The organism is Secundilactobacillus angelensis (assembly GCF_012641075.1).
GTDB lineage: Bacteria > Bacillota > Bacilli > Lactobacillales > Lactobacillaceae > Secundilactobacillus > Secundilactobacillus angelensis.
On the sequence record NZ_JAAXLJ010000118.1, the window covers coordinates 1 to 256 of the forward strand.

Annotated in this window: 2 tRNA genes; both read left to right on the plus strand. The window is 46.5% G+C overall.

The window, feature by feature from the left end:
• The first annotated feature begins 24 nt into the window (after nt 1–24).
• A tRNA-Gln gene (locus HC026_RS12615) sits at nt 25–96 on the plus strand.
• Between the two features lie 66 nt (nt 97–162).
• Nucleotides 163–245, plus strand: a tRNA-Tyr gene (locus tag HC026_RS12620).
• Nucleotides 246–256 lie beyond the last annotated feature (11 nt).

Consider the following 256-nt stretch of genomic DNA (forward strand, 5'->3'; position numbering starts at 1 on the left):
AATCCACTCCCATCCATCTTTTATTGGGCTATAGCCAAGTGGTAAGGCAACGGGTTTTGATCCCGTGATGCGCTGGTTCGAACCCAGCTAGCCCAATCAACCAAGTTTGTGTTGACTGGATATACAGAATGCTGTATAGTTATTGATGTTGTTTAATATTATGGATGGGTAGCGAAGTCTGGCTAAACGCGGCGGACTGTAAATCCGCTCCTTCGGGTTCGGTGGTTCGAATCCACTCCCATCCATCTTTTATTGG